The organism is Streptomyces sp. NPDC033177 (assembly GCF_055577715.1).
Map to the genome: position 1 here is coordinate 45,545 of NZ_JBVIPS010000001.1, position 24,270 is coordinate 69,814.

Annotated in this window: 23 protein-coding genes and 2 pseudogenes; 14 read left to right on the top strand and 11 right to left on the bottom strand. The window is 68.0% G+C overall.

The annotated features are described in order from the left end of the window. The first annotated feature begins 30 nt into the window (after positions 1 to 30). A complete protein-coding gene (locus ACZ5U5_RS00225) occupies positions 31 to 1,170 on the top strand; it encodes an SGNH/GDSL hydrolase family protein (protein ID WP_469016801.1) in 1,140 nt (379 codons plus the stop codon). A 48-nt stretch (positions 1,171 to 1,218) separates the two neighbouring features. Here ACZ5U5_RS00225 and ACZ5U5_RS00230 read toward each other — a convergent pair whose 3' ends face one another. Next, positions 1,219 to 1,785, bottom strand: coding sequence for a TetR/AcrR family transcriptional regulator (locus ACZ5U5_RS00230; RefSeq protein WP_469014457.1), 567 nt, complete (start codon positions 1,783 to 1,785; stop codon positions 1,219 to 1,221). A gap of 160 nt (positions 1,786 to 1,945) precedes the next feature. Between ACZ5U5_RS00230 and ACZ5U5_RS00235 the strand changes: the two genes are divergently transcribed. Together ACZ5U5_RS00235 and ACZ5U5_RS00240 are read left to right on the top strand one after the other, a co-directional pair. Beyond that, complete coding sequence (locus ACZ5U5_RS00235) at positions 1,946 to 3,421, top strand: MFS transporter (RefSeq protein WP_469016804.1); 1,476 nt, start codon at positions 1,946 to 1,948, stop codon at positions 3,419 to 3,421. A 190-nt stretch (positions 3,422 to 3,611) separates the two neighbouring features. Continuing rightward, the gene (locus tag ACZ5U5_RS00240; protein ID WP_469014459.1) at positions 3,612 to 4,097 is read left to right on the top strand and encodes a phospholipase; all 486 of its coding nucleotides are present in this window, start codon (positions 3,612 to 3,614) and stop codon (positions 4,095 to 4,097) included. A gap of 141 nt (positions 4,098 to 4,238) precedes the next feature. Here the strand turns inward: ACZ5U5_RS00240 and ACZ5U5_RS00245 are convergent, their stop codons facing one another. Then, positions 4,239 to 4,985, bottom strand: coding sequence for a phosphotransferase family protein (locus tag ACZ5U5_RS00245; RefSeq protein ID WP_469014460.1), 747 nt, complete (start codon positions 4,983 to 4,985; stop codon positions 4,239 to 4,241). A gap of 156 nt (positions 4,986 to 5,141) precedes the next feature. Beyond that, positions 5,142 to 5,378, bottom strand: a complete 237-nt coding sequence (locus ACZ5U5_RS00250) for a hypothetical protein (RefSeq protein WP_469014463.1) — start codon at positions 5,376 to 5,378, stop codon at positions 5,142 to 5,144. A gap of 206 nt (positions 5,379 to 5,584) precedes the next feature. On the opposite strand from ACZ5U5_RS00250, the gene ACZ5U5_RS00255 reads away from it, so the two are divergent. The 3 genes and pseudogenes from ACZ5U5_RS00255 (at position 5,585) to ACZ5U5_RS00265 (ending at position 7,320) form a co-directional block, all read left to right on the top strand. Next, positions 5,585 to 6,355: a methyltransferase domain-containing protein gene (locus tag ACZ5U5_RS00255; RefSeq protein WP_469014464.1), complete on the top strand. Its 771-nt coding sequence runs from the start codon at positions 5,585 to 5,587 to the stop codon at positions 6,353 to 6,355. A 217-nt stretch (positions 6,356 to 6,572) separates the two neighbouring features. Beyond that, a pseudogene (gvpJ, locus tag ACZ5U5_RS00260) lies at positions 6,573 to 6,863 on the top strand (gas vesicle protein GvpJ); the annotation flags it as partial. A gap of 187 nt (positions 6,864 to 7,050) precedes the next feature. After that, a complete protein-coding gene (locus ACZ5U5_RS00265) occupies positions 7,051 to 7,320 on the top strand; it encodes a DUF1905 domain-containing protein (RefSeq protein WP_469014466.1) in 270 nt (89 codons plus the stop codon). A gap of 118 nt (positions 7,321 to 7,438) precedes the next feature. On the opposite strand, the gene ACZ5U5_RS00270 is transcribed toward ACZ5U5_RS00265, so the two are convergent. The 3 genes from ACZ5U5_RS00270 to ACZ5U5_RS00280 all read right to left on the bottom strand — a co-directional run bounded on the left by ACZ5U5_RS00270 (position 7,439) and on the right by ACZ5U5_RS00280 (position 12,155). Continuing rightward, the gene (locus tag ACZ5U5_RS00270) at positions 7,439 to 8,650 is read right to left on the bottom strand and encodes an alpha/beta hydrolase family protein (RefSeq protein WP_469014469.1); all 1,212 of its coding nucleotides are present in this window, start codon (positions 8,648 to 8,650) and stop codon (positions 7,439 to 7,441) included. 269 nt (positions 8,651 to 8,919) lie between these two features. After that, entirely contained in the window at positions 8,920 to 10,653 is a 1,734-nt protein-coding gene (locus ACZ5U5_RS00275) for a glycoside hydrolase family 6 protein (RefSeq protein WP_469014470.1), read from the bottom strand. An 86-nt stretch (positions 10,654 to 10,739) separates the two neighbouring features. Further along, on the bottom strand, positions 10,740 to 12,155 hold the full coding sequence (locus ACZ5U5_RS00280; RefSeq protein WP_469014473.1) for a cellulase family glycosylhydrolase: 1,416 nt from the start codon (positions 12,153 to 12,155) through the stop codon (positions 10,740 to 10,742). A 353-nt stretch (positions 12,156 to 12,508) separates the two neighbouring features. Between ACZ5U5_RS00280 and ACZ5U5_RS00285 the strand changes: the two are divergent. The 6 genes and pseudogenes from ACZ5U5_RS00285 to ACZ5U5_RS00310 all read left to right on the top strand — a co-directional run. After that, positions 12,509 to 13,532, top strand: a pseudogene (locus ACZ5U5_RS00285) (glycoside hydrolase family 48 protein); the annotation flags it as partial. 294 nt (positions 13,533 to 13,826) lie between these two features. Beyond that, positions 13,827 to 14,627 (top strand): MBL fold metallo-hydrolase, encoded by an 801-nt coding sequence (locus ACZ5U5_RS00290; protein ID WP_469014475.1) that lies wholly within the window; start codon positions 13,827 to 13,829, stop codon positions 14,625 to 14,627. A gap of 123 nt (positions 14,628 to 14,750) precedes the next feature. Beyond that, the gene (locus ACZ5U5_RS00295) at positions 14,751 to 15,866 is read left to right on the top strand and encodes an AI-2E family transporter (protein ID WP_469014477.1); all 1,116 of its coding nucleotides are present in this window, start codon (positions 14,751 to 14,753) and stop codon (positions 15,864 to 15,866) included. Between the two features lie 47 nt (positions 15,867 to 15,913). After that, positions 15,914 to 16,276 (top strand): hypothetical protein, encoded by a 363-nt coding sequence (locus tag ACZ5U5_RS00300; protein ID WP_469014480.1) that lies wholly within the window; start codon positions 15,914 to 15,916, stop codon positions 16,274 to 16,276. Positions 16,277 to 16,468: 192 nt separating this feature from the next. Beyond that, positions 16,469 to 17,689, top strand: coding sequence for an MFS transporter (locus ACZ5U5_RS00305; protein ID WP_469014482.1), 1,221 nt, complete (start codon positions 16,469 to 16,471; stop codon positions 17,687 to 17,689). A 140-nt stretch (positions 17,690 to 17,829) separates the two neighbouring features. Then, complete coding sequence (locus ACZ5U5_RS00310; RefSeq protein ID WP_469014484.1) at positions 17,830 to 18,012, top strand: hypothetical protein; 183 nt, start codon at positions 17,830 to 17,832, stop codon at positions 18,010 to 18,012. Between the two features lie 200 nt (positions 18,013 to 18,212). Here ACZ5U5_RS00310 and ACZ5U5_RS00315 read toward each other — a convergent pair whose 3' ends face one another. The 3 genes from ACZ5U5_RS00315 to ACZ5U5_RS00325 form a co-directional block, all read right to left on the bottom strand. After that, entirely contained in the window at positions 18,213 to 18,902 is a 690-nt protein-coding gene (locus ACZ5U5_RS00315) for an HNH endonuclease family protein (protein ID WP_469014486.1), read from the bottom strand. A 471-nt stretch (positions 18,903 to 19,373) separates the two neighbouring features. Then, positions 19,374 to 20,342, bottom strand: a complete 969-nt coding sequence (locus tag ACZ5U5_RS00320) for an NAD(P)-dependent alcohol dehydrogenase (RefSeq protein WP_469014489.1) — start codon at positions 20,340 to 20,342, stop codon at positions 19,374 to 19,376. 122 nt (positions 20,343 to 20,464) lie between these two features. After that, entirely contained in the window at positions 20,465 to 21,382 is a 918-nt protein-coding gene (locus ACZ5U5_RS00325) for a hypothetical protein (RefSeq protein WP_469014491.1), read from the bottom strand. Positions 21,383 to 21,540: 158 nt separating this feature from the next. On the opposite strand from ACZ5U5_RS00325, the gene ACZ5U5_RS00330 reads away from it, so the two are divergent. Continuing rightward, complete coding sequence (locus tag ACZ5U5_RS00330) at positions 21,541 to 22,050, top strand: hypothetical protein (protein WP_469014494.1); 510 nt, start codon at positions 21,541 to 21,543, stop codon at positions 22,048 to 22,050. Positions 22,051 to 22,343: 293 nt separating this feature from the next. Here ACZ5U5_RS00330 and ACZ5U5_RS00335 read toward each other — a convergent pair whose 3' ends face one another. Next, entirely contained in the window at positions 22,344 to 23,267 is a 924-nt protein-coding gene (locus tag ACZ5U5_RS00335; RefSeq protein ID WP_469014497.1) for a bile acid:sodium symporter family protein, read from the bottom strand. A gap of 94 nt (positions 23,268 to 23,361) precedes the next feature. Then, positions 23,362 to 23,679 (bottom strand): hypothetical protein, encoded by a 318-nt coding sequence (locus ACZ5U5_RS00340; RefSeq protein WP_469014500.1) that lies wholly within the window; start codon positions 23,677 to 23,679, stop codon positions 23,362 to 23,364. Between the two features lie 5 nt (positions 23,680 to 23,684). Here ACZ5U5_RS00340 and ACZ5U5_RS00345 point away from each other — a divergent pair, with 5 nt between their 5' ends. Continuing rightward, the gene (locus tag ACZ5U5_RS00345; protein WP_469014502.1) at positions 23,685 to 24,026 is read left to right on the top strand and encodes an outer membrane protein assembly factor BamB family protein; all 342 of its coding nucleotides are present in this window, start codon (positions 23,685 to 23,687) and stop codon (positions 24,024 to 24,026) included. The last annotated feature ends 244 nt before the right edge of the window (positions 24,027 to 24,270 follow it).

Here is a 24,270-nt window from a genome sequence, read left to right on the forward strand (position 1 = left end):
TGATCGTGGGCGGGAGCGGTGGCGGTGGCGATGCAGGCGGTTGCGCTGACGGGCGGGCCGGTGGAGTTGCGCGGCGCGCTGGATGTGGAGATCACGCCGGCCGGGGTGATGCCGAGCCGGTTGCCCGCATGGACCAAGGAGCAGTATCAAGATCCGTCGGTCCACGGCGTGAGCGTGATGCCGTCGGGCGTACGGCTGGTCTTCCGCACCGATGCCCGTGTGCTGGAGTTCGAGGTGCTCACCTTTACAGGGCAGCTCGACGGTGACCCTGAGCCTCGCCCGACCGGGATGCTGGAACTGCTGGTGGACGGCACTGTGGTGGAGCGTCGGCAAGCGCCGGTGGGCCATGTGATGCGCATGGCAGGCCCCGGCGGTGCACAGCGCCTGGTACCGGGCGAGCCGGGGACGGTTCGGTTCACGGGCCTCTCGGCCGGCATGAAGGACGTCGAACTGTGGCTGCCGCAGCAGACCCCCACGGAACTGGTGGCCTTGCGCGCCGACGGCGAGGTGCTGGCGCCGCGTGCGGACGGCCGGCGCCGCTGGGTGCACCACGGCAGTTCCATCAGTCACTGCCTCGAGGCTGATGGCCCGACCGGCACCTGGCCGGTGGTGGCAGCCGCGCTCGGAGGGGTTGAGGTGATCAACCTCAGCCAGGCAGGCAACGCCCTGCTGGACCCCTATATCGCCCGGACCATCCGCGACATGTCCGCCGACCTGATCAGCCTCAAAGTGGGCATCAACATCGTCAGCCTCGCCGCCTTCCGGCTGCGGACGTTCGGCCCGGCCGTCCACGGGTTCGTGGACACCATCAGGGACGGCCACCCGGGCACCCCGCTCCTGCTGATCTCCCCCATCAGCTGTCCGGCACTCGAGGACACTCCAGGGCCCACCACGATGGAGCAGGACGGGAAGATCACGGCCACCGCAGACCCGGCCGAGGTGGCTCGGGGCGCGCTGTCGCTGGCAGTGGTCCGGAACGAGCTCGAACGGATCGTGACGCTGCGCCAGAAAAGCGACCCCCACCTGCACTACCTCGACGGCCGCAACTTGCTCGGCCCGGACGAAACCGACGATCTCGCCGACGGACTTCACCCCACCGCGCCCGCATACCGGCGGATGGGCAAACGATTCGCCGCCCACGCCTTCACCAGCGAGGGCCCCTTCGGCTGAGCGTCACACTCTCGACCCAGCACCCCGGGGCACGGGGCCCGGTCGCCGTCACAGCAATCGGTCGACCAACCCGTCGATGTATTCCGGAGTGAGCGGGCCCATGCCGAACAAGATGCGGATGTACATCGGGGCCAGGATGTGGTCCAGCACATCGAGCGCGTCGGGCGCGTCCTCGCCCCGTTCGCGGGCGCGATCGAGCATGGACTGCAGTTGCCGGGTGCGCTCGGCGCGGAGGTCATCACGCGCCTCCAGGCCCTGCTGACCGCTGCCGGTCAGGGCGACGGCCAGGCGCACCACCGCCACACCGTCAGGTCCGGTGATCTCGCGGGCCACTTGGGCCGCGTACGTGCGCAAGTCGCCGTCCAGGCTGCCGCTGTCAGGCATCGGTGACTGCGCGTTGAGGCGGGTGAGCGCCACGTCGGTGAGCAGGGTTTCCAGGTTGCCCCACCGGCGGTAGATGCTGCTGTCGGCCACGCCCGCGCGGGCTGCGACCTCGCCGACGGTGAAGTTGCCGTATCCACGCTCGCTGATCAGGTCGGTGACGGCCCGGTGCACCTCCGCGCCGACGCGGGCGCTGCGCCCGCCGGGCCGTCGGGCTCGCTGTCGCTCGTTCATGCCCCCACCTTAACGCAGTCAGGACTTGCGTTTGTGAGGCAGTCTCTCTACAGTCCCCTAACGCAGCCCCGAACTGCGTTAGAGCGTTCACGTGCGTTCAGGTGTATCGCCGCCCCGCCTCGACCGTGGGCGGGTGCGCCAATAATTGAGAGGACTACTCATCACTGCATCGCTTGCGGCCGTAGGCAGTCGGTCGAACAGAACCGTGCTGCTTACGGTGACCTGCCTAGGCCAGTTCATGGTCCTGCTCGACAACACGATCGTTGGAGCGGCGCTGCCCGACATGCAGCACCGGCTGCACACTCAGCTGACCGGTCTGCAGTGGATCGTCGACGCGTACGTACTGCTGGTCGCCATGCTGCTGCTGTCCGGCGGCATCTTCTCCGACCGGTTCGGCCGCAAGCGGGTGTACTTGAGCGGCGTGGTGGTGTTCACCGTCGCGTCGGTGCTGTGCAGCCTCGCGCCCTCGGTCGGTTGGCTGGTCGCCGGCCGGGTGCTCCAGGGCATTGGGGCCGCGGCGCTGAGCCCGGCCTCGCTGGCCCTGCTCGCCGCCGCCTTTCCAGAGCCGCAGGACAGAGTCAAGGCCATCGGGCTGTGGGCCGGATTCAGTGGAATCGGCCTGGCCGCAGGCCCCGTGGCCGGCGGTGTGCTGACGGAAGCGTTCGGCTGGCCCGCCATTTTCCTGGTCAATCTGCCCATCGGCGTGCTCCTGCTGCTGCTCGGCCTGCGCCACCTCGGCGAGTCCCGCAATCCGACCGCCCCCGCAATCGACATCCCCGGAACGGTTCTGTCCGTTCTGGGGGTGGGGGCGCTGACCTACGGGCTGATCGAGGGTGGTGCCCGCGGCTGGACGGCACCGGTGATCCTGGGAAGTTTCGCCGTAGCGGCGATTCTCCTCGCCACCTTCGTCGCCCTCGAAGCGCGGCGCTCTGCTCCGATGCTGCCGCTGCGGCTCTTCCGGCAGCGGCTGTTCACCGTGTCCAACACCGCCATGGTCGTGGTGGGTTTCGCGCTCATGGGTTCGTCGTTCTTCTTCTCCCAGTTCTTCGTGTACGTCCAGGGCAGCTCGATCCTGCGCGCCGGCCTGCAAACCCTCCCCCTCTCCCTCGCCATGGTGATCGTCAGCCCCTACGCGGGGCGGCTCGCCGCCCGGTACGGCTTCCGCATCGTTGTCACCACCGGCTTGGCCTTGGCCGGAGGAGGGCTGCTGGCACTGGGCACGGTGCACGCCGACACCAGCTACGACAACGTGTGGTGGCGACTGGGCGTCATCGGCATCGGCTTCGCCCTGACCTTGTCCCCGCTGACGGGAGCAGCCATCCAAGCAGTCAGCCCGCAAGAGGGCGGCCTCGCCTCAGGCATCAGCAGCACCACCCGGCAGATCGGCGCGGTGCTCGGCGTGGCGGTACTCGGAGCCATCGTCCGCACCCGGCAGACCGGCGGCGCCTCCTTCGAAACCGGCCTCAACAGCGCCTTCATCGCAGCCGGCGCCGCCACACTGGCCACCGCTTTGCTCACCGGTTTGTGGCTGACAAGGTCCAAGCCCGCGGAAGACTCCGCCACGGCACAACATTCCACCGCTCCGGACGCTGTCTCGGCCTCCACGTCCAACGAAGCATCCAAGCACAGCAGTTGACAACGGCCACCCAGGTCGGGAAGGCGCCTCGCTGAGGGTTCTACCAGCGGGGCACCTCCCGACTGTCCGGGCCTCTGGCCCGCCCCGCCCCGTTTCGCAGAGTTCACGCGTGCGTCTTGTTTGTTGAAGTACCAACTGTGGGCATGACAAGGCTTGTTGAGACAGACGCGTCTCCCCCACAGGAGGTCCCATGCGCCGCCGAGTCACCGCTCTCGCCGTAGGCACCGCTTCCCTCACCCTGGCCATAGGCGTAGCCGCCTCCCCCGCTACGGCGGTGCCGGCCGACAAGGCGCAGGTCCTCAGCGGGTGGACCCAGACCGACGCGGGCAGTTACAACGCGTGGGTGTCGGCCAACGGCAACCAAGGAGCCTGGAGCGCGTATCAGTTCAACTGGTCCACCGACTACTGCTCCAGCTCCCCAGACAACCCCCTCGGCTTCCCCTTCAAAACGGCCTGTGCGCGCCACGACTTCGGATACCGCAACTACAAGGAAGCGGGCACCTTCAACGCCAACAAGGCCCGCGTCGACAGCGCCTTCTACGAGGACCTGAAGAGAGTGTGCGCCAGGTACAGCGGCGCAACGAAGACCACCTGCAACGGGACGGCCTGGACGTACTACCAGGCCGTCGACAAGCTCGGCTTCACCGGTGTGGTGGGCGACAGGAGCGCGGCCTGACCGGCGACTCACCAGCGCGACGGGCGGTGACAGCGTGCATGTCACCGCCCGTTCCACGTCCCGCGGCCACCGCCCCGCGGCCACCGCGGGGTCGCCCATCACCTTGCAATAGAGCCCGGTTCGGGTTCGTGGCCGTGCTCCTCACATCCGGGATCTCAGCACGTCGACCTCGCAGCCCGGCGCTGACGGGTCGAAGCCGTGCTCGACCAGCCAGCGAACCCCCAGCAGGCTGCGCAACGACCCCCACGAGCGGATCACCTCAAGGTCGACGTTGGTGCCGTAACCGGCGAGGAGGTCGTCGAGGCGCTCTTCGTGTGCGAGCGTCAAGGTGGCGATGTCGTACAGGGCATCACCCTGGCCTGCCTCGGACCAGTCGATGATGCCCGTGATCTCGTCGCCGTCGACGAAGACGTGAGCGATCTGCAGGTCGCCGTGTGTGAACGCCGCAGTCCACGGACGGAGCGCGGCCTCGGCAACCTCACGGTTACGGGTGATCAGGTCGGCGGGCAGGACATCGTTTGCTACGAGCCACTCGTATTCGGAGTCGAGTTCCGCCGTCAGCTCGTCGAGGTCCCGGCCGGCCCGCCCGGGCCGGGGCGGCAGTGGCGCATCGTGCAGCTTCCGGAGGGCAGCGCCCGCCGCCGCCCACGCCGACGGGGGTGCGGTCGACGGCTCGCCCAGGCGACCGAGCACCATCCCAGGGACCGCGGCGATAGCGAGCACGGGCGGTTTGCGCCACAGCACCTCCGGGGTCGGGACCGGCGCCAGCGCCATCACCTCGACCTCGACGTCGGTACGCGCCTGATCGGCGTCGATCTTAAGGAACACGTCGCCGACCCGCAGCGTCGCGCGTTCGTGATGGGCGACGATGACGTTGACCTCATCCATGGCGACCAGTATCCCGAGATGTTCGTCGGCGTCACCGGATTTATGGCGTGTGACTTCGCGACAGAGCACGTCCTCGGCAGCAACGGCTCGAGGGGCGCGGTCGGCGCATCTCCCTACCCTGGTTGCTGGTTCGGCGTGCACCCGGTGCGTTTCATTTCAGCCCTCGCCCCCGCCCTGTCGAGTGATACGTGAGCGCTGTACCCGTAGGACCAGGTAGGTCAGTAGGGCGGCGGTGAACATGATCAGAACGAAGGTCTGGAGCGCGAACCACAACAGACCACCAAGATCGAAGATGGTCGCGAGCAGATTTAAGAGAACCGCGACGGAGAAGCTGCTGCACGCCCAGTCCTTCGCTCTGATCTCCATCGTGGTCGGTGGGGTGTGGGAGACCATCCTGGATCCTCCAAATCATGGTTGTGCCCTCCAGTTCGCGGTTGAAGCCCGTCTCCACACCCGCCGTTGACGTTAGGCTCGGCAGCGGAGGTGCCGGCAGGTGTACGGGCACGGATGGCACGGGTAGGTAGCCGCGCGTGGCGTATATCGCCGCGTCACAGTTGCGGGTCTGCGTTCGCGATCTTACGACCGGGGGGTCATGCCTGATGAGTACAGCGGGGTCTGGAAAAGCAGCGTTAAAGACAGGGGTCAAGCAACTCCTGGGCCGTGTCGGCTTCGACATCGTTCGGAGCACCAACAGCCGTGGCGGGGTGGACGACTTCATTCCGTTCGAGGCCACGATGCGGGCAGCACGGGCGGCCGGTCTGTCGGTCGGCGACTACGTCGACGAGGTCATGAACGGGACGCCCGGTGCCACCCAGTCCACCATCGATGAATTACGCGCCCTTGGCGTCTTCGCTGCCAACCCCAGCACGGTGCTGGAGATCGGCCCCGGCTCCGGGCGATACCTGGAGAAAACGCTGAAGGAGTGTTCGCCCGGCCGGTACGAGATCTACGAGACTGCCCGCCCCTGGGCCGACCACCTCGTGGACACGTACAAAGTGGTCGCCCGACCGACCGAAGGAAGCAGTCTCGCCCCGACACCCGACGCCAGCATCGACCTCGTTCAAGCCCACAAGGTCTTCAACACCGTGACCTTTCTCTGCGCCTCCCGCTACTACTTCGAGATGGCACGCGTCACGCGCCCCGGTGGTCGCATCATCTTCGATGTGATGACGGAGAACTGCCTGGACCCGGCCACGATGCGCACCTGGGCGACGAAGGGTGGAGCGGGGCACGGCTCCTACCCGGCCGCCATGCCCCGCCAGACATGCGTGGACCTCTTCGCGACCCTCGGCTGCAGCCTGGAGGCGGGATTTCTGGCCCCTATGGGCGTCGCCTCCACTGAGGTACTCGTGTTCAAAAAGAGTGCCTGAACTGCCCGCGCATCCTGTTCCCCTACTCCGCGGACCGTGTTCCTCTCAGCGCGTGCAGACGCGAACTTGTTTCCCGCTCCACCCGCAGGGCAACCGGCAGAGGCAGCACCCGGCGAGGTGCGAAGTCTTTTGCTCAGCAGAGGAGCAGTGGAGAGGCCCGGAGCCACACGCGAGGACCCGAACCACTAGGTTCGGACGGTATACGGAGGTAGCGGCGATGTTCCCGGCACAGCAGGGGGGCTCCTCACGGGGAACCAGCGGGCTGTACGACGTCCTGGAGCTCATCCTTGAGCGAGGACTCGTCATCGATGCCGAGATCCGCATCTCGGTCATCGGCATCGAGCTCATCAAGATCGACGTGAGGATCGTCATCGCCAGCGTCGACACCTACCTGCGGTTCGCCGAAGCCTGCAACCGGCTCGACCTCGAAGGGGGCCCGGCCCAGCGTCCAGGTCTCCCCGAGCTGATCGGTGACATCACCGGGGGCGGATCCCGGAAGGAGACGCAGCGCACCAGTTCCACCCGCCGGCCCGGTGAGTGACGTGCCAGTGCTTCTGCCTAGCGCGGCGCGTCGACGCGTCTCGAAGTAAGCAACCCAGCGGCGTTTTCGTGCGCCAGCGATGAGTTTCGCCTCCTGCCTCTGTCCTATCTGGTGAACGCCAAGGCTGGCGCATTCTGAACAGGTGGTATTCGAGATGGACGAGCAATTCACCGCGACCCTGCAGAAAAGCCCGAACAAGGGAGGCTGGACCTACATCGTGTGGCCCCAGTCAGCCGAGTACTTCGGCACTCGCGGCCTGGTGAAGGTGCGGGGCACGGTGGACGGTCATCCGTTCCAGAGTTCGTTCATGGCTCTGGGGGACGGCACGCACAAACTGCCCGTGAAGGCGGACGTACGCAAGGCGATCGGCAAGGAAGAAGGCGACACCGTGACCATTCGCCTGGAGGAACGGCTGGACGCCTGACTCCGAACACGACTGCGCCCTCTTGGTTGTCGGCTGCTTCGGGTGTTGGCATGATCGCGAGATGAGCGGAAGCGTGGACGGGAGCCTGCGCCACGTCACCAAGGTGTCCGAGCGAGCCTCACGGAAGGAACGTCACCGCCGGGAAGGCCGGCGACGGGCCGTCGAGCAGGTGCCCCCGGCGCCGGCGCAGGTGCTCGTCGAAGAACGCGAGCGGATACGCCTGCTGGATCTTCACCGCCTGCTCGGGATCGAGGGTGCCGATCATGTCCTGGAGCTGTTGCCTGCTCCATCCGTACAGCTCCGCGACCTGTGGGAAGAGCTCCTCGTTGTCCCCGTACGAGATGTGGGCGGCGCCCCGCGCTTGGATGTCCAGCCGCCAGCCCCGCAGGTGCGACCAGAACGCCGCGGCTTCGGGGACCGTGGCCCGGGTGAACTCGGCCGACATCATCATGAAGGGCCGGTGCAGGTCACCCGCCAGCGGCGGCTTCATCTGCATCGGGCCGTCCAGGCTCAGCCCGGCCCGTATCCGCTGGTCCGCGAGCATGGCGCAGGCGGTGGCCGTCCCGCCCTTGGACCAGCCGAACATGCCCATGCGCCGTACGTCGAGGGAGCCTCGCAGTCCGGTCGGCAGCTTTCTGTGGCCGGCGTCAGGATTACCCCCGGCGGCGAGCTGCTCAACACAGTCCAGGACGAAGCGCAGGTCAGCGGCGAAATCTCCGGGCATCGTCGGCGCCTCCCTGTCATCGAGCGGGACGGCGACGCGGCCGTCGGGGAATTGGGTGTAGGTGTCGTACTGGTGGGCCACCGTCACCACCGCGTACCCGTGGCTGGCGAGCTCCAGGACGATGACGGTGTGGTCGCCCTGGTAACTGTGCGCGCCGTGGGAGAACACGACGACGGGCAGCCGACCGCCTGTGCGGCGCACCGGAGCACCCACCCGGCCGGCAGTCAGCGGCCCCAGCGAGGCCAGATCGCTGAACCCTGCGTCGGCGAGGAATGCCTGAAGTGCGCCGGCCGGCATCCAGGGCGCGACCGGGTACCGCCTGGCAGCCCGCGCGGGGTACCAGACCGTGGCCATCAGCTCGCGGAAGCGGCCGGGGCCCGCGATGCCGTCCGGACGCGACCGGTCGATGAGGTGCAGGGGGATCGTGCCCACCAGGTACGGCCCCCTCGGCGCCGGCAGCACCAGCCGCCGCGCGGTCGGGCCGGCCCATGCGGAGTCGGCAACCCCGACGCCTGCGAGCGGTACGGCTGCCCCGACGGCCAGGGCGGCGCCCATGACGTGGCGGCGCGTCAAGCCCCTCCGGCTGATGAGCGGCGTGATGGTCATGGGCCCTCCCCTGGTGGCGGGTCGTCAACCCTGCCCCGCGGCCGATCCGCGAGCACAGGTCGACGCTGTCACGTGCCCCGCCCCCGCGGCATCAGCCCGTCGATCACCCACACGCCGATCGCATCAGCCCGCGGGCTTACGACCACGGACTGGTCCGGTCGGCAGAGCAAACCGGCGCTGACGATCAACTGTGTCCGCCGGGGCCCGGGGCGGCGGTACGCTCCCGGACCCCGGCGGAGTGCCGTGTGCCGTTGCCGTGCGCCGTGTGCCTACAGCGCGGGGTAGGCGTTCTTCATGAGCTCCTGGAACTGGGCGGAGAACCAGTGGCCGGACACCGGTGCGTTGGGCAGCGCCCCTGACATGTTGTTGTTGTTGCGCGGGTTACCGGTGTAGGTGGGGTCGCACATGCGGTCGAAGCCCTTGCCCTCGTCGTTGTCGATGGCCTTGCTCGAACCGTCGGACTCACCCGGCGGCTTCATCCACACGTAGGCGTCGATCCCGGTGGCCGGGTTGGCCTGCGGCCGCTCGCCGAGGCCTGCTCCGGACTGGTTGCACCAGTTGCCGAGATGGATGCGGCGGTCGTAACGCCCGCCGTCCACGTAGGTGTCGACGTTCGTGGTGGCGCCGGGTCCGGAGGGCCGGGCGGTGCCGCCCCAGCCGTTGCGGGACGTGTCGATGAGCATGCCGAGGTTCTGGTCGAAGCCGAGCGAGACCAGCTTGGTGCGCATGGCCTGGGCGTATGACAGCTCATCGGTGTAGCGGTTCCAGTCGACCCACTTGGACTCGCGCACCGACTTGCCCGCGACGTTGTCGCCGATGGCGAAGTTGTTCTCCTTGAGTGCGCTGTAGTTGGCCGTGTTCACGATGAAGCCGTGGACGTCGGACAGCTTCGCGCCGTTGCCGGAGGCGGTCGTCTTGAACAGCTCGGCCGAGGGGCCGAAGTTGTCGTCCCAGCCGAGCCAGCCGTGGTGGCCCGCGTCGATGTAGTTGTAGACGTTCTTGATGTCACCGAGCTTGTCGAGGGCGTAGCCGACGCCCTTCTGGTAGTTGCCGTTGGCCTTCATCACGTCGCAGTTGGGCGTGGCCGTGGGCCGGCCGGAGACGTTGGTGATGAGGTTGGGCAGTGAGTCGATCTCGATCGTGGTGACGATGCGCAGATCTTTGTACTTGGCGTCGCCGAGGATCGCGGCGATGGGGTCGATGAAGTCCGTCTTGTACTTGTCGATCTCCGTAGGGCCGAGTTCGCCGTTGGAGGCCAGAGCGGCGCAGTCGCGGCCCGGCAGGTCGTACACGACGAGCTGGACGACTTGTTCGCCGCTGCCCTTCTGGGCGAGCGCAGCATCGAGGTGGTCGCGCAGGCCCATGCCGTCGCCCACGCCATTGATGGCGGCGATGCGGTCGAGCCAGACGCCGGTGGGCTGGTTGGCGACGCGGGAACCGCCGGGTTCGGCCTTGGCCTTCGCGGACCACTCCGGGTTCACGTACACCTTGGCTCCGGCGTACGGGTTGTCGACGCGGTCTCCGGGCTCGGTCGGATCTGTCGGGTCGGTGGGGTCGGTCGGGTCCGTGGGATCGGTGTCCCCGTTACAGGTGACGCCGTTCAGCTTGAAGGTGGTGGGCAGGGCGTTGCTGCCGCTGTAGGAGGCGTTGAAGCCGAAAGAGGCCGAGGCGCCGGTGGCCAGGTTGCCGTTGTAGGAGGCGTTCTTGGCGGTGACGGCGGCGCCGGCCTGGGTGATGTCGGAGTTCCAGCTGTTGGTGACCTTCTGGTTGCCCGCGTAGGACCAGGTGAGGTTCCAGCCGTTGACCGCGGCGCCGTTGTTGGTGACGGTGACGGCGGTGGTGAAGCCGCTGTCCCACTGGTTCTGCACCTTGTAGTCGACGCTGCAGGCCGGGGCCGCTGCCCCGACGTCGGGCTGCGCGACGGCAGTGCCCGCGCAGGCGGCGCCGGTGAGGGCGAGGGTGGTGAGCACGGCGGTGCCGGCTCTCGATCTGATACGGCTCATGGTGTGCGGTATCCCTTCTGAGATGAGGAGGGTCGTGCGATGCGGGGTGGTCGTGCGGTGCGGAATGGCCGTACGGTGCGGGGCGGTCACCCGTTCACGGTGCGCAGGTGGTCGCGCAGGCCGGTACCGAACGCGGTCGGTGTGCCGTCGTAGGAGCTGATCAGGGACGGCCCGGAGGAGCAGTTCCAGGTGTTCCAGGTCCAGCCGAGGTAGGACTGCTTGCGCTCGTCGAACCACTTCATGACGCGGTCGATGAACCCGTGGGAGCAGGTGTTCTCGCCGATCTCCCCTGCTACCAGCGGCACTTGGTCGGCGACGGGCCCCAGCGTGGAGTCCCAGCAGCTCTCGGTGGAGCAGGTGTTGAAGTTGTAGACGTGCCAGGCCGCGGCGAGATTGCCGGCCGGGTCGGATGGCCGGTGGGCGAGCCATTGGCTGAGGTCGTTGGAGTAGGCGAGGCCGCCCGCGAGGATCACGTTCTTGGCGCCCGTGGCGCGGACGGAGTCGACGAGGTCCTGCATGCCGGCGACTTCATAGCCGATGCCGGGGCAGGTGCCGCCGTTCTTCCAGCAGGCCCACGCATCGTTGATGTTGGAGGTCGCGCGGTCCGGGTACGGCTCGTTGAAGAGGTCGAAGACGACCGTCGGATCGTCCTTGTAGGCGCTTGCGACCGATTTCCAGAACCCGGGTGCGTACCGGGCGTCCGGCATCGGCTTCTGGCAGGTGGCGTGGACGTCGGCGCAGCCGGCCGAGTTCCCGGTGTACTGGCCATAGGACCAGTGCATCTCCAGGATCGGCGTCATGCCGTGGGCCTTGACCTTGGCGACCAACTCCTTGATGGCGGACTGGTAGTTGGCGCCCGCGTATTCGGGTTTGATGTTGTCGAGGCCGAGCCAGCACTCCTCGTTGAGCGGGATCCGGACGGCGTTGGCCTTCCAGTCGGCGATGGCCGCCACGGATGCGTCGTCGACCGGGCCGTCGAAGATTCCGTGGCCCTGTACGCACATGAACTCGGCGCCGGAGCGGTTCACGCCGAGGATCCGGCGGGGGGCACCGGAGGCGTCGACGAGTTTGTTCCCGGAGACCTTCAGCGCCGGGGCCGCGCCCTCGCCGCCCGGGTCGGTCGGGTCCGTGGGATCGGTCGGATCGGTCGGGTCGGTGACGTCGGTGTTGCAGGTCGTGCCGTTCAGCTTGAAGGCCGTTGGTGCGGTGTTGGCGCCCGACCTCGATCCGATGAACCCTGCCCAGACGCTGCCGCCTGAGGGAAGCGCGCCGTTCCAGGTCTCGTTGGTGGCGGTCACGGCCGCCTGGGCCTGGGACCACTTCGCGGCCCAGCCCTGGCTGACCTTCTGTCCGTCGGCGAAGGCGAAGGACAGGCTCCACCCGTCCTTGGCCGCGCCGTGGTTGGTGACCTTCACTGCGGCCTGGAAACCGCTGTCCCACTGGCCGGTGACGGAGTACTCCACCGAGCATGCGGGGGCGGCCGCGGACGCGGCGTCGGTCATGGGGACGAGCGTGGCCGCCGAGACGGCGCACGTGAGCAGGATTGCGTGTATCGCATGACGCGGGGGGTGGCGCATGAGCGACTCCTTGCAGCTCGGGCGCGACCGGCACATGGCCGTCGCGTCGACTGATGGAACCGCTCCCACTGGTTGCTGGTGGACTGTAGAGAATGAACTGCCGTCAAGCAACAGAGGGGTGGGGAATTCTCTGCTGTCGAATTTATTCGACTCTTCAAGCCTCTTGACCCCTATTTCCTCTGTCTCCATTCTTGGGAGCGCTCCCACTGGTTCACAGGTTGTGACGCCCACATCGCAACGCCACCCTCGCTCTTCGAACCGCAAGGAGGCACCAGGGCATGCCACAAAGACGGGCCCGGCGGCTGTGGACCGCTGTCGCGGCCACCCTGGCACTACCGCTCGCCACGCTTACCGCTCTTCCCACCACCGCCGACGCGCAGTCGAATGCAGCGTCGACTACAAGACCAACGACTGGGGCTCCGGCTTCACCGCCGATCTGACGATCACCAATCGCGGCTCCACGGCGATCGACGGCTGGACCCTCACCTACACCCACAGCGGCAACCAGAAATTGGCCAACGGCTGGAATGCGACCTGGTCGCACTCCGGTAAAGCGGTCACCGCGAAAAGCCTTTCGTACAACGCGAAGATCGCGCCCGGCGCCGCCGCCACGGCCGGCGCGCAATTCACCTACGGCGGCGCGAATGCAGCGCCCACCGATTTTTAGGGCGTCCCCTACCACTCGGTCGAGACGCTGATCGTCGAGGCGCCGGACCACGGCCACGAGACGACGTCGGAGGCCTACAGCTACCTCCTGTGGCTCCAGGCGATGTACGGCAAGGTCAGCGGCGACTGGTCGAAATTCAACGGGGTGTGGGGCCTCATGGAGAAGCACATGATCCCCACCCACGCGGACCAACCGACGAACTCCTCCTACAACGCCTCAAAGCCCGGGACATACGCGCCCGAACACGACCTGCCGTCCCAGTACCCGACGAAGCTCGACCCGTCGGTCTCCGTCGGCAGCGACCCGATCGCGGCGGAGCTCAAGAGCACCTACGGCACGGACGACATCTACGGCATGCACTGGCTGCAGGACGTCGACAACATCTACGGCTACGGCAACGAGCCCGGTAAGTGCGAGGCGGGCCCGAGCGCCACCGGCCCCTCCTACATCAACACCTTCCAGCGCGGCGCACAGGAGTCGGTGTGGGAAACGGTGCCACAGCCCACCTGCGACGCCTTCAACTACGGCGGCGAGAACGGGACTTGGACCTGTTCACCGGCGACTCGTCATACGCCAAGCAGTGGAAGTTCACCAACGCCCCTGATGCCGACACCCGTGTGGTGCAGGCCGCCTACCGGCCTGGACCTCCCGGCCGGAAACCGACGCCGAGACGAATAGCAGCAATAGCCGTAGCCGGCCTTCAGCCGCGCCATGCTGGGAGGCGCACAGTGCTCCGACAGGACAGCAGGGCAGCTGCCCCGGGGTGATGCCAGTGGTACGCCCGGCAGGACCACACGCCGAGTGAAGTCGAGAGCCGATGCAGGAAGGAAAACCGAGGCCCGCCAGCTCGGCGACGCGCCCAATACCCTAAATCAACTAGAGAGCATTCGCCTGGCCTTGGGGCCCCCGCCAGTGGCACCATCTGTGCAATGCCCCCTTCTATACAGGTCGGCCCGTACACCGTCATCGCACTGACCGACGGCGAGGGCCCCTTCTTCTCCCCCCGGTCGCAGGCATTCCCCGCCGCCACCACCCAGCAATGGGCGGCGGCCGACCAGTTCGATGCCGGCGCGGTGGATGCCGAGGGGCGCTGGCTGCTGCAGTTCCGTGCGTTCGCGATCCGCAGCGACCAAGGGGTGACGCTGGTCGATGCGGGGATCGGCCCGGCCGACAGCCCGGCGGCCTCCTGGGCGCCCGTGCCCGGGGCGCTCCCGGCTTCGCTGGCCGCCGCGGGCGTCGAACCATCCGACGTCGACACCGTGGTCCTCACCCACCTGCACACCGACCACGTGGGCTGGGCCGTCCTCGGCGGCCAGCAGCCGGAGCCGTACTTCTCCAACGCCCAATACCTCTTGCAGCAGGCCGAACTCGACGCACTCGAAGAAATCAACCCGCAACTGCGGTCCCGCCTGATCGACCCACTCCAAAAGACCGACCAGCTACGCCTGCTCGACGGCGACGTTCCACTGCCCAGCGGTGAACGCATCGTCGCCACGCCCGGCCACACACCCGGCCACCAGAGCGTCATCGCCACGGCAGGGCGTGAGCAGGTCGCCGTCACCGGTGACCTCCTCGTGCACGCGATCCAACTGCTGCACCCCGAACTCGCGTACGCCCACGAGATGGACCCGCAACAGGCAAGGTCCTCGAGGGAACAGGTGCTCGGCAGCCCGGCCACCACCCTGCACCTCGCGACCCCGCACCTGACCGAGCCGTTCATCAGCCGCTGACCGTCCCGAAGGGCCGCACAGCGCCGTGCCGACGAAACCGGCACCTGTCGCTGAGCACTTCGAGATCGCTCCCACGGGACTGCGGTGCCCCCATGTGGCAGAAGTATCCCTAAGGTGTCCCCCATGCCTGCCACGCTTAGTTCTACGAAAACCGCCGCGGCGCTCCGCCAGTCGGCACGGGTCTCCGCCGAGTTGCTGCTGGTTGTTCTGGCCGCTACGGCGGCCCTGTGGGTGCTGGGTCGGATGTGGTCAGTGATCTGGCCGCTCATAGTGGGCCTCTTGCTCACCACGCTGACCTGGCCCCTCGCCCGTTTCCTGCGCCGGCGCGGGTGGCCTCCCGCCCTGGCGGCCTCGGCGGTGACCGTGTTCTTCCTCGTTGCCGCTGCGGGCATCGTGGCGCTGATCGCGGTACCGGTGGCCTCCGAGTCCGGCGAACTGAGCGACGGCGTGGTCGAAGGCATCGAGAAACTGCGCCAGTGGGCCGCCGGGCCGCCCCTCAACATCGACGACGCCCAGATCTCGGGAGGAGTCGACTCGGCAACCGACCGGATCAAGGACAGCGTCGGCAGTATGGTCAGCACTCTGTTCACCGGAGTGAGCACCGTGCTGAACGGGCTGGTCACCGCGATCCTGGCGCTCTTCTTGATGTTCTTCTTCCTCAAGGACGGCCCCCGCTTCCTTCCCTGGCTCGCCCGTCAGCTCCCCGGCCGGCTCGCCCTCCACATCCCCGCCGTGGCCGCCCGCAGCTGGGACACCCTGGGGGCCTTCGTACGGTCCCAAGCGCTCGTCGGTCTGCTCGACGCTGTCTTCATCGGCCTGGGCCTGTGGATCCTGGGCGTGCCCCTCGTCCTCCCGCTGGCCGTACTGACCTTCATCACGGCATTCGTACCGATCGTGGGCGCCCTGTTCGCCGGCGCGGTAGCCGTACTCATCGCCCTGGTCTTCAACGGCCTGACCGACGCGCTGATCGTGCTCGCCATCATCGTCGTGGTCCAGCAACTCGAAGGCAACGTCTTCCAACCGATCATCCAGAGCCGCGGGCTCGGCCTGCACGCAGGCGTGATCCTGCTGGCCGTCACCCTGGGCGCCAACCTCGCCGGCGTCGTGGGAAGCCTCCTCGCCGTACCAGCGACCGCCCTGACCGCGGTGATCTGGAACTACCTACGCGAACAACTCAGCGACCCGCCCCAGGAGCCCGACACCGACGACACACAACCAGGCGCCACCGCCTCCTCGTAGCTCCTGCGCTCGGGCAACCTTTTGGCTGCTCAGGCGGTCATGCACGCATGACCCTCGCGTCCGAAGATGCCGGTATCTGGATCCTGCCCATAGTGCTCTTGCTGGGGCTGGCCGCTGTCTCGCCATTCGCGTGCGCGGTACTTGCCGGGCGGGTTTTCGTACGCATCGCGCGGTCTGCTGCCGGGGGTGATATCTGGACTGCGTTCACCCCTGGCACATGGTTGCTCGCCGCAGCATCGAGTGCGCTCGGCGCAGGGTTTCAGATTTCCCTCTCGGTGTACGGCTTGCCCGCCGCATGGGCCGCGCCCGTGAGCTTCGTCTGCGGCTGTTTCGCCCTGGCCGCTTTGGCGATGTCGGGACTCACGGCAGCTTTGAATCGGCATCTCAAGAACGGTGCAACCCGTATGTGAAGCACACCGGGCGAGCGTCGACGCCGCAGGCCGGAATGGCGCGATAACTCGTCTCGGGAGCTGGTGTCACGCCATGTCAGCTGGTGATCAATCGTCTTCTCCAGGCTCTTCCGCCTCCGTCTGCACGAGGACGACACCACGCCAGCACCTCAAAACGCCTGCGTCCAGCCGACGGCGGCTACGGTTCCGGGTGTGAGTGATCGTCAGAACACCGTGCCGGACCGTCCACGGGGCGGCTATCTCCGGGCCGCCGGGGCCTTCGCCGTATGCATGGCCGGCACCACGCTTCCCACCCCGCTCTACGGTCTGTACCAGGACGAGCTCGGTTTCTCCGAGCTGATCGTGACGGTCGTCTTCGCCGTCTACGCATTCGGCGTGATCGGTGTCCTGCTGCTGGCGGGCAACGTCTCGGACACCGTCGGCCGCAGACCGGTCCTGCTCTGCGGCCTTGGGCTCGCCGCGCTCAGTGCCGTCTGCTTCCTGGTGGAGGGTGGCCTGCCGCTTCTCTACCTCGGGCGGCTGCTGTCGGGACTGTCGGCCGGGCTGTTCACCGGCGCGGCGACCGCGTACGTGATGGAGTGCGCCCCGCCCGGCAAGGAGGGGCGAGCCGCCTTCGCCTCGACCGCGGCCAACATGGGAGGCCTCGGCTGCGGCCCGCTGCTCGCGGGGCTGCTGGCCCAGTACGCGCCGATGCCGCTGTCCCTGCCCTTCGTGGTGCATCTTGTCCTGGTGGGGCTCGCGTTCGCCATGATCTGGTCCCTGGCTGAGACCGTGCGCGCCCCGAAGCCCCTGCGCACGGCACGACCGCAGGGACCCAGCCTGCCGCCGGAGGTCCGCCAGGTCTTCGTACCGGCCGCGCTCGCGGCCTTCGTAGGCTTCTCCCTGCTGGGCGTGTTCACCTCGGTGTCCCCCGCCTTCCTGACCCACACGCTCGACGTCACGAACCTCGCCCTCATCGGGCTGATCGTCTTCCTGGCGTTCTTCGCCTCCACCGTCGGTCAACTCCTGGTCAGCAGGCTCGGTGTGGCAAGGGCGCTGCCGCTCGGCTGCCTCCTGCTGATCGCCGGCCTGGGCCTGTTGGCGGGGGCGTTGGCCTGGGAAAAACTCCCGATGCTGGTGCTCAGTGCGCTGGTGGGCGGTGCGGGTCAGGGACTTGCCCTGCGGGCCGCGGTGGCAGGCGTCGCGAAGGCCGCCCCTGAGACACATCGGGCAGGCGTCATCTCGTCCCTCTTCGTGGTCGCGTACACGGGCATCTCGATCCCCGTCATCGGCATCGGCGTGCTCTCCGAGCCACTCGGCTTGGAGGAGGCCGGGCTTGTCTTCATCAGTGTCATGGTGCTGCTCGCCGCTGCCGCCGGCACCTATTTGGTGCGGCGCCCGGCAGGCGGCGTACGCGACGGACGCCGTGACTGATCCTCGACGCAGCGCGGGTGCACGGACGAGGCTCGGAGCATTCCGCCATGCGTGATCAGTGGTGCGCGGGGCATTCGTCGAGGAGCGGCGCAGTCACCGGAATCGCTTGTGGTTCGCCGTCCATCGACAGGAGAAGACAGATGCTGGCATTCGGGGCGGCCGTACTGTTCGTCATCGCCTTCCTCATCCATGCAACCGAGACGTCGACTGAGGCCATCTTCAGCCCGACAAGCCTCATGCTCGTCGGGCTCGCCCTTCTCGCCTTGCACGTGGGCGGCGTGGGGACGGGCTGGTCTACCCGTAGAAGCGGACGTCGGCGCTGAACCTTGGGGGGTTCGGTCCGACTTGGCGCACACGTCGCGTAAAAGGGCACAGGCATGGGGCAGTTGTCCAGCAGACACCTCGAGACCGGTGCCTGGACCAGGGCACTCGGCTCTGCCGACGCCTCCCACGGCGGGGAGGGTCACCTACGGCACGGGGCCGGCACACTGAACGTGCCGGCCCCGGCTTGGCAGGTCCAGAGCTAGGACGCCGCGGTGTAGGTCACTGCGGTGTCCTTGCACTGACCTGAGGCGAAGACAGCGATGGCATCAAGTTCGGCCGGATTCGCGGCGAGGTCCCAGCGCAGCTTGGTGCCCACCCACTCCGCGACATAGCGGCAGTGCGCGGAGGGCAACGGCGGCAGCCACTGGGCAGGGTCCTGGTCGGCCTTGGCGCGGTGCGTCCGGGTGGTGACCGCGACCAGGGAGGCCGGGGCTCCCAGGTCGTTGGCGTAGGCCTCGCGGCGATCCTCACTCCACTGCGACGCACCGGAAGCCCACGCCTCGGCGAGGGGGACCAGGTGGTCGACGGCGATCTTGTCGGCGTCTTCGACTTCCTGGGCGTCGTAGTACGACAGCCACTCACCGCCGGAGAGTTCGCAGCCCGCACCGACGGACGGCGCCTCGGCGGCCTCGGCGATCAGCACCTCGGCTCGGGTGTCGCACCCGTTGTCCTTCTCCGCCCCTGCGTTCCAGTGCTTGAAGGCGGCGCGGGCATAGCCATGCCCGCGCTCGTCGGAGACCGGGAGGCGATGCACGGCGTCTGCCAGGGTCGTGGTCTGCGGGTCAACGGCCTGCGCCCGCGCCGGAGTCGGCGCAAAAAAAGAGGGGGCGAGGAGCGGGACAAGGGACAGCGAGAGCGCGGCCAGGCCGCGGGCAACGTTTTTGATCACCCAAGCAGCCTCCGACGCTCCCGGGCACGGTCGGCGGGCACGCGCCGAAGCGTCGGCCAAGTGGAGAAAAAGTTCACCGCAGAAACGTTCACCCTCCATCGGCGCCAGGCCGCACGGGCAGTACGTGCGCCAGCGGGTACCCGGGTGAGACCTCGGCTGCGCCAACCCTTCGCACAGGGCCAAGCCGGGATGTTCGGCCAAGACAGAAGTGAGCTGGTAGCGGAGAGGACACGGGAAATGTACGCAGGAGGCTTGGCAGCCCCCGGTGGAGGGCCCGATGGTCCCCCATGGCTTGGGATCGCCTTCGGCGTGATTGTGGTCGTCGGAGCCGTGTTCTTCGCGGTGAGCCTCTTGCGAGGCCGCGGGAAGTGAGAAGAAGCGGGAAGGAGGGCGACACCGGTCACGGCCGTCGCCCTCCTTTCTTCCGCCGGTTGCAGCTTTGGTGCGGCTGACGCCGCGGTCGCCCTCAGCTCATATGGTCACGACGATCTTGCCTCGGGGGTGGCCCGTTTCCAGGTGCTTGATTGCTGTGACGGCTTCGTCGAGCGGGTAGGTGCGGTCGATGGCCGGTGCGATGGTGCCGTTCTCGGAGAGCTGCTTGAGGACCAGCAAGTCCTCGTGGCGCACCCTCGCGATCAAGCTGCTCAGCGTCTGGCCGAGGAAGGGCGAGAGTGCGTAGCCGCCGAGCTGGCGCCCCATTCCGCCCACCCAGTCACCGCCGCCTTCGCCCCCGACCATCACCAGGACGCCCTTGGGGGCCAGGGCGCGGCGCAGCAGGGACAGCGGGCGGTTGCCTGCGGTGTCCAGGATGACGTCGAACAGCTGCTTGGAGTCAGTGATCTCCCCACTGGTGTAGTCGATGACGTGGGTGGCACCGAGGGCCCGCACGAAGTCCGCGTTGCCTGGGCCGCAGACGGCAGTGATCTCAGCTTTCTGCGCGACGGCAAGCTGTATGGCATAGGAGCCGACGCCGCCGGAGGCGCCGATGATCAGGATCTTCTGCCCTGGTTGGGGGCGGGCCTTGCCGCTGAGGGCCTGGTAGGCGGTGACGCCGGAGACGGGGAGAGCCGCGGCCTGTTCGAAGGTGAGATTGCCGGGCTTGGGCGCCAGCTTGTCGGCCCTGGCGCAGGTGTACTGGGCCAACGAGCCGTCGCCGCTGCCGAAGACCTCCTGCCCCGGCTCGAAGCGCGTCACCTTCGCACCGACCGTCTCGATCACTCCGGAAAGGTCCCAGCCGCGGACCGGGTTCCTGGGCTTGCGCGGTCCCAGAGCGAGGCGGGCGATGTACGGCTTGCCCGTCATGAGGTGCAGGATGCTGGGGTCCACCCCGGCGGCATGCACCCGGACCAGCACTTCGTTGCCCTTGGGAACGGGACAGTCGATGTCGCGCAGTTCCAGGTTGTCGGCGGTGCCGTAGGAGCCTTGGGCGATGGCCTTCATGGGCCCTCCTGGGGGGGGAGACTGCCCCAAGCATCGCGCCCCGGTCGACCTGCTGACCAGCCTCCGGGCGGCCCTGTGGATCCCTGGCAGCGTGGCGCCGGTTCCGCTTCCTCCGTCTGGCCTCAGTACACGCCGACAGGGAGAACGTCCAGAGCGGCCAGCAGTCCCGCCACCCCGAGGGCCGCCAACGCCACGGTCATGGCGAGGGACAGGAGGCAGACGAGGACGGCGAACGCCAGCGTGCCGGCAGTTCGGCGACCCACCTGGGCAACCTGTCCGGCAGCCGCCGGATCGTAGAGAATCTGCACCTGCTCCGCAGACTCGTATTGGTCCGTGAGCTGACGGGTCCGCCCGTCGACATCGGTGAACTCATAGGTACCGGAGTACAGCTTGCGCCCCGCGACGAGGACGCCGCAGGTGCGGAGCCGCCATGTCTCTCGGGTCATCTCCCAGCCTGCGCGCACGCCGTGGCGGAGCGGAACCGCGACAGCGCCGATCAACCAGCACGCCAGGGCCGCGTACCACTCAACTGCACCGGCTAGACCGGCGATCAGCATCATCGCCGCTGCCAGCAGGTAGAGCGACACTGAGCAACGCAAGGCCATGCGGCGCCAGTCGACGGCCGGCTTCGCCACCGGTACCCGCGTCGCCAGCAGGGCTCCGTCGGACCGGGGTTGGGCCTCGTCGCGAACCGGCAGGGATTGCCTCAGTGTGTGGGCAAAGGCGAGCACTCCAGGAGCGCTGCGGCTGTAGACGGTCAATGACGCCTGATCACTTGCCTCCTGCGCGGTGAGTACGACCACGAGTCTGCGCCCCCTGGGCCCCTTGACCTCCACCCGCTCGATCGCCGCGACCGGTATGCGCCTCTCGGAAGCGCGTGACCGCACGATCAGGACGCCCTGATCCAGCCGGGTCACAGCACCGCGACGGCGACCAGGCAGGATCACCGGAGAGGTGAACTGGGAAGCCTTCGGAGCCTTGCTCGCGTCCGCAACCGCAGCCGCGTCCGCTGCCGCTGTTGATATCGCGTCTGAGGTCATTCGGGCAGCCTAAGAGATCCTTGGCGTCCCTCGCGCCGCCCGACGACCCGTTCGCCACCGACCCCAGGGGGGACGAGCCTTGCTGATGCAGGCCGCCGAGCAGCAACTTCGACGAAATCCGCTCGACCCGGACGCGCCGCGAAGGGAATCATGAGCGAGTGACGTCGACCGAAACAGCAGCAAGCGCCCTACAGGACTGTGCCGCCCTCTGGAGCATCGGAGAGATCCGGGCCAGCGACGTCGTCGATGCCGCCTGTGACGCGCTCGTCGCCGGACTCGACACTCCCGGCCTTCGAATCCTCGCCGCCTGCACACGCGCCGAGGCAGACTACGACGTCCACGACTTGCTCCCCCAAGCGCTCAACGAACTCGGCCTCACCTTCTATCCGGTCGGCAGCGGTGCCGGCCAGGAAGCCGTCCCGCGAGCGCTCGCACGCCGCATGCTCGCCGGCGAACTGACACCTCGGGAGTTCACCTTCCGCATTCACCAGCGCTACGGACACGAGCTGCCCCGGACGGAGCGGCTCGCCGAACTCGATGACGAGTACGACGTTCTCGAATACGGCGACAGAACAGCGGACCAGGTGGATGCCGAGGTCACAGCGGAAGCCCAACGCCTCACAGCCCACCCCTATGTTCCCGGCGAACCCACGGACACACCCAGCTGATACACCCACGGGGCTCGCGGAGCCCCGGTAAGAACCGTGTCACGAAACGCGAACGGCCTGAATGAGTCTCGTCATCAATCGGGTGCCTGCTCATCAGCCGTTCCCCCCGCAGGTGGGCCAGCCCGTGGCGGGCGGACAGAGTGTGGGCGTGATCGTCGCCCAACACCCGTGCAACGTGCGGAAGTAGCTCGGCGAGCGCGACCACGGCGCCGGCCGCATCCCCCGCCAACGCCGTTGTCAGGGATGGTAAAGCGGGGAGCAGACTTTGTGGTGGGGCGGGCGACGCGCGGAAGTTACTGCGGGCCGACCGGTTTTTGTGGCGTCGGGGGCGCGGCGGCGGTGTGGGCGGTATCTGCCGGAGCCATGCGGCGGAGCAGGAAACCGGTGGCCAGGGCCATGGCGAACATCAGCACCGCGTACACCGCCGAGGGGATCGCCATGCGGGTGCTGTCCAGGAGCGAGGGGCTCAGGGCGATCGCCATCGACAGCGTGGTGTTGTGCATGCCGATCTCGAAGCAGGTGGCCACGGACTGCCGGTGATCGCCGCGGACCAGCCGGGTCGCTCCGTAGCCGACGCTCAGGGAGATGACGCCGAAGAGGAAGGTCACCAGTCCTACGTCGGCGAGGTAGCCCAGCACGTTCTTCCGCTCGGCGGCGAGCGCCGCGATGATGATCCCGACGAGCGCGGCCACCGCTGTCACCTTCACCACCTTGGTGGAGCGCTCGGCGAAATCCGGTCGGCGGTGTCGCACCAGCATCCCGGCCGCCACCGGCACCAGGACCACCAGGAACACCTGCAGCGTTTTGTCGAAACGCAGGCCCAGCGTCTCATCCGTACCGCTCATGAAGTGGTTCAGGGACAGATTCACCACGATCGGCAGCGTCACGACCGCGATCACCGAGTTGATGGCGGTCAGTGTCACGTTCAGGGCGACGTCGCCGCCGAAGAGGTGGCTGAAGATGTTGGCCATGGTGCCGCCGGGAGACGCCGCAAGCAGCATCATGCCGACCGCCAGCGCCGGGCCCAGATCGAAGGCCAACACCAAACCCAGGCAAGCGGCGGGCAACAGCACGAGCTGGCAGAACAGCGCGCAGGCCACCGGCCGCGGGAACGCCGCGATCCTGCGGAAGTCGGCCACGGCCAGGCCGAGTCCGAGACCGAACATGATCACGGCCAGGACGGCGGGAAGCAGATAAGTGGTCAACGGTGAGTCCACCACAACAGACTCCGGGACACCGCCCGAAAAGTACACGCTCCCGCCACACAACCCCGGGGAAAGGCCCCCCGCCCGCCGAACAGGGCCAGTGGCCCTACATCGCGCCGACCAAGGACCGCGCGAGGTGGAACTGCCACTCGGCCTCGGCCGGGTGGCCCGCTGCCGCGTAGGTGTGCCCGAGGCGGCGGCGGACCTCCATCTCCAAGCCCCGCTGCTCAGCCGCCGCCGCTTGCTGACCGGTGGCGCCGTACTCGCCGTGGCCCCGGCAGCGGGCGGCGCCGCCTGGTTCCTTCGCTCCCGCGGCGAGGGACGGCGGAGGCGCGGTCGCAGCCCCCGTACTCGAGTGGACCAAGGAGCTCCCGCGGCCCGGGATGTCGCTGCGCGCGGTGACCCGCTCCAGGCTGCTGTGCACCGTCGGTGCAGACCGCCGCCCGCGGCAACCGCGGTTTCGCACGCGCCGGGGCGACCGTCTGCTATCGGGACAAGAAAGTCCTGCACGGCCTAGACGCCAAGACCGGCGCCGAACGCTGGACCGCGGGAGCGGGCCTGGGCGACCTCGACCTGCTGGGTGCCCTGCGCGGCCTCTTCGTCGCCGCGGGCCCCAAGGGCCTGTACGCCTTCCGCGCCGACACCGGCGAGCGCATCTGGCACCACCGGGCCACCGGCGGCTCCGGCTCTTGGTCGGCACAGGCCGTCGGCGATGACTTGTACGCCGCCTGGCCCGGGAAACTCTTCCGCTTCTCGGTGCCCGGGGCGTAGGGAAAGCGCAGTTGGCCCTCCGCAGCGCCACCCGTCAAGGTGGCCGTTCCCTCGTCGCGGCGGCGCGCCGCCAAAATCAGCGGCGCGCCACCCGTCTCACCGCCGTCTCAACCCCCGAGTATCTGCCCGTAGTACAGCGCCCCCTCGCAGCCCGAACAGCCGTGGGGGCATGCCCCGCCGAGACGAGGGCGGTGGCTGCGCCGAGCAGGGCGGCCGAGAGTTTCTTGCTGCGCGCAGGTACTCC